This is a genomic window from Rhodoferax sp. (assembly GCF_030646845.1).
GTDB lineage: Bacteria > Pseudomonadota > Gammaproteobacteria > Burkholderiales > Burkholderiaceae_C > Rhodoferax.
The window spans coordinates 1-3,345 of record NZ_JAUSLE010000046.1; the positions used below are offsets into that span (position 1 = coordinate 1).

Sequence of the window (3,345 nt, forward strand, 5' to 3'; positions counted from 1 at the left end):
GACCTTTTTTGAGAGAACGAGTCATTTACCTGCCCCTTACTTCTTGCGACGCGACACGATCATGACCTGCGTGCGCTTGTTGTTACGGGTACGGTAACCCTTGGTCAGATTACCCCAAGGATCGACTGGATGACGGCCTTCACCGGTCTTGCCTTCGCCACCGCCGTGTGGGTGATCCACCGGGTTCATGACAACACCGCGAACGGTCGGACGAATACCCTTCCAGCGCTTGGCACCCGCTTTGCCGAGGCGGCGCAGGCTGTGCTCTTCATTGGCCACCTGACCAAGAGTCGCACGACATTCGATGTGGATCTTGCGAACCTCACCCGAACGCATACGCACCTGGGCGTAGATGCCTTCACGCGCCAGCAAGGTTGCCGAAGTACCGGCCGAGCGCACGATTTGCGCGCCTTTGCCAATCTGCAACTCAATGCAATGCACGACAGAACCCACCGGGATATTGCGAATGGGCAAAGTGTTACCAACACGAATCGGAGCTTCTGCGCCGCTCATGATGGATGCACCGACCTCAAGGCCACGCGGCGCAATGATGTAGCGACGCTCGCCATCGGCGTAACACACCAGTGCGATGTGCGCTGAACGGTTAGGGTCGTACTCGATACGCTCGACTTTGGCCGGAATGCCATCTTTCGTACGGAGGAAATCCACCACACGGTAATGATGCTTGTGGCCACCGCCCTTGTGGCGAGTTGTGATGTGACCATTGTTATTGCGACCAGCATGCTGGAACTGGGGTTCCAGCAACGGCGCAAAGGGCTCACCCTTGTACAGATGATCACGCGAAATCTTCACCATGCCACGACGGACTGGGGAAGTTGGTTTCATTTTGATAACAGCCATGATTACGCAGCCTCCCCACCGAGGTTCAGCTCTTGACCGGGTTTCAGCGTCACATAAGCCTTGCGAATATTGTCGCGACGGCCAACAGACTTGCCAAAACGCTTGGTCTTGCCTTTAGTGTTCACCACAGACACGCCCTTGACTTCAACCTTGAACATCAATTCCACAGCGGCCTTGATTTCATATTTCGTCGCGTCTTGCAGCACCTTGAAAGTCACCGCATTGCTCTTTTCAGCGATCATCGTTGCCTTTTCAGACACGATGGGGGCTACGAGCACCTGCATCAGGCGACCTTCTTCAAACTTGGAAGTATTTGGACCGTGGCTCATGCGAACATCTCCTTGAGTTTGTCCATAGCAGCCTTGGTGACAAGCACTTTGCGATAGTGAACCAGGGACACCGGATCAGCGTAACGCGGCTCAACAACCAATACATTCACCAGATTTCGGGACGCGAGGTACAGGTTTTCGTCGACTTCGTCGGCAATCACCAGCACGGAATCCAGATTCATGGCTTTGAACTTGGCAGCCAGGGGCTTGGTCTTGGGCGAGTCCACTTTCATGGAATCAACCACCGCCAAGCGACCTTCACGGGCCAATTGCGACAGGATAGATGCCATGCCTGCACGGTACATCTTCTTGTTGATCTTCTGCGTGAAGTTCTCGTCAGGCATGTTCGGGAATATCCGACCGCCCCCACGCCACAACGGCGAGGAAGTCATACCAGCGCGGGCACGACCCGTACCCTTTTGTTTAAAAGGCTTCTTGGTCGAGTGCTTGACCTGTTCACGGTCTTTCTGGGCGCGCGTGCCTTGACGGGCATTGGCCTGGAAGGCCACCACAACCTGGTGCACCAGATCTTCGTTGTAAGCGCGACCGAACACAGTTTCAGGCGCCTCAAATTTCGAAGTAGCCTGACCTTGGTCATTCAGGAGTTCGAGCTGCATCAGTTCGCTCCTTTCGCATCAACATTCTTGGCCTTGACCTTAACGGCAGGGCGAACGGTCACAAAACCGCCAGCCGAACCAGGAACTGCACCCTTGATCATGAGCAGTTGACGAGCCTCGTCAATGCGAATCACGTCAAGGTTCTGGGTGGTGACAGTGTCGTCACCCAGATGACCCGTCATGCGTTTACCAGGAAACACACGGCCCGGATCCTGCGCCATACCAATGGAACCAGGGACATTATGCGAACGGCTGTTACCGTGCGATGCCCGCTGCGAACTCATGTGGTGACGCTTGATCGTTCCTGCAAAGCCCTTACCAATGGTAGTGCCCTGCACATCGACCTTCTGACCGACAGCGAACACAGCCGTCACAGGCACTGTTGCACCCGCTTTGTACTGGGCAGCGACATCAGGGGTCAGGCGGAATTCTTGAATGATTTCACCGGCCTCGACACCTGCTTTTGCAAGGTGCCCAGCTGCGGGCTTGGTCACACGCGATGCTTTACGCGCGCCGAACGTCACCTGCAAGGCAACGTAGCCATCATTCTCTTGGGTTTTGACCTGGGTCACACGGTTGTTAGACACATCCACCACCGTGACAGGGATTGCATCCCCCTCATCGGTGAATAGGCGCATCATGCCCACCTTGCGGCCCAGCAACCCTAGGGAGTTGCTCAGACTCATTATTTTCTCCGTAACTCTCACCGCTGCAACTTCAATTGGCTACAACGTTTTTGCGTGAAAGACTGTTGATAAAACTCTGGCGGAAATGCATGGCAAAACCGACAGAGCCTGCGAGTATATCCTGAACTGCCTGTTCGCACAAGTCCATTCAACACCCGTGTTCTCAAAGGGCTCCGGCTCACGCCGAATCCCCTTATGGTTTACTGCAGCTTGATCTCGACATCCACGCCAGCAGGCAGGTCAAGCTTCATCAAAGCATCAACGGTTTTGTCCGTTGGGTCAACGATGTCCATCAGGCGCTGGTGTGTACGGATTTCAAACTGGTCGCGACTGGTCTTGTTGACGTGCGGCGAACGCAGAATGTCGAAACGCTTCATGCGTGTTGGCAAGGGCACCGGGCCTTTGACAATGGCGCCAGTGCGTTTGGCTGTGTCCACAATCTCAGCGGCCGACTGGTCGATGAGTTTGTAGTCGAAAGCCTTCAGACGGATACGGATTTTTTGCTTGGTAGCCATGGTAATTCCTTTGAATACTGCGAATTACGCGATGATTTTGGCAACCACACCGGCGCCGACCGTCTTGCCACCTTCACGGATGGCGAAGCGCAGGCCTTCTTCCATGGCGATCGGGTTGATCAGCTTGACCGTGATCGACACGTTGTCACCCGGCATCACCATCTCTTTGCCTTCTGGCAACTCGATCGCACCGGTCACGTCCGTGGTACGGAAGTAGAACTGGGGACGGTAGTTGTTGAAGAAAGGCGTGTGACGGCCACCTTCATCTTTGGACAAGACGTAGATCTCGCCCGTGAAGTGGGTGTGCGGCTTGATCGAACCGGGCTTGCACAGCACC

Annotated in this window: 5 protein-coding genes and 1 pseudogene; all 6 read right to left on the bottom strand. The window is 55.0% G+C overall.

What is annotated here, in order from left to right; all coding sequences use genetic code 11:
- Positions 1-36: 36 nt before the first annotated feature.
- Positions 37-861, bottom strand: coding sequence for a 50S ribosomal protein L2 (gene rplB / locus Q7T10_RS10515; protein ID WP_304747964.1), 825 nt, complete (start codon positions 859-861; stop codon positions 37-39).
- A 2-nt stretch (positions 862-863) separates the two neighbouring features.
- Positions 864-1,190 (bottom strand): 50S ribosomal protein L23, encoded by a 327-nt coding sequence (gene rplW, locus Q7T10_RS10520; RefSeq protein ID WP_296446710.1) that lies wholly within the window; start codon positions 1,188-1,190, stop codon positions 864-866.
- Positions 1,187-1,807, bottom strand: coding sequence for a 50S ribosomal protein L4 (rplD, locus tag Q7T10_RS10525; RefSeq protein ID WP_304747967.1), 621 nt, complete (start codon positions 1,805-1,807; stop codon positions 1,187-1,189). The genes rplW and rplD overlap by 4 nt, the downstream gene beginning before the upstream one ends.
- On the bottom strand, positions 1,807-2,493 hold the full coding sequence (gene rplC / locus Q7T10_RS10530; RefSeq protein WP_304747969.1) for a 50S ribosomal protein L3: 687 nt from the start codon (positions 2,491-2,493) through the stop codon (positions 1,807-1,809). Before rplC ends, rplD begins: the two co-directional genes overlap by 1 nt.
- 200 nt (positions 2,494-2,693) lie before the next feature.
- Positions 2,694-3,008 (bottom strand): 30S ribosomal protein S10, encoded by a 315-nt coding sequence (rpsJ, locus tag Q7T10_RS10535; protein WP_028250951.1) that lies wholly within the window; start codon positions 3,006-3,008, stop codon positions 2,694-2,696.
- A gap of 24 nt (positions 3,009-3,032) precedes the next feature.
- Positions 3,033-3,345, bottom strand: a pseudogene (tuf, locus tag Q7T10_RS10540) (elongation factor Tu); the annotation flags it as partial.

Excerpts from the sequence above, each read along its gene's own strand:
- rplB (WP_304747964.1), bottom strand. The coding sequence starts at position 861 with ATGGCTGTTATCAAAATGAAACCAACTTCCCCAGTCCGTCGTGGCATG.
- rplW (WP_296446710.1), bottom strand. The coding sequence starts at position 1,190 with ATGAGCCACGGTCCAAATACTTCCAAGTTTGAAGAAGGTCGCCTGATG.
- rplD (WP_304747967.1), bottom strand. The coding sequence starts at position 1,807 with ATGCAGCTCGAACTCCTGAATGACCAAGGTCAGGCTACTTCGAAATTT.
- rplC (WP_304747969.1), bottom strand. The coding sequence starts at position 2,493 with ATGAGTCTGAGCAACTCCCTAGGGTTGCTGGGCCGCAAGGTGGGCATG.
- rpsJ (WP_028250951.1), bottom strand. The coding sequence starts at position 3,008 with ATGGCTACCAAGCAAAAAATCCGTATCCGTCTGAAGGCTTTCGACTAC.